The following is a 236-nucleotide window of genomic DNA, read 5'->3' as shown; positions in this document are numbered from 1 at the left end:
GACCGGTGCAGCACGGGCAGTCCCGCCTTCCGCGCCGCGGCGAGCTCGGGGTTGTCCCCGCGGATGGCCGAGCCCGCAACCACGGTCTGCGCGTCGGCCAGGTTTCCGGCGGAGTAGCCGACGGCGATGCGCGCCCCGGCCGCGGCGAGGTCGGCCATGACGGGCAGGTCCTTCGCATCGGATCCGCTGACCGGGACTCCGCGCGCCACCATGATGCGGGCCACGGCGGACATGCC

Annotated in this window: 1 protein-coding gene; it reads right to left on the bottom strand. The window is 75.4% G+C overall.

The window, feature by feature from the left end:
• Positions 1-236 (bottom strand): Mur ligase domain-containing protein (locus ACCC96_RS30430; protein WP_413697761.1); only part of this gene is annotated, 236 nt, incomplete at both ends.

Source organism: Pseudomonas sp. Pseusp11, assembly GCF_047304405.1.
Classification (GTDB): Bacteria; Pseudomonadota; Gammaproteobacteria; order Pseudomonadales; family Pseudomonadaceae; genus Aquipseudomonas.
This window is presented reverse-complemented; position numbering and strand designations above follow the sequence as displayed.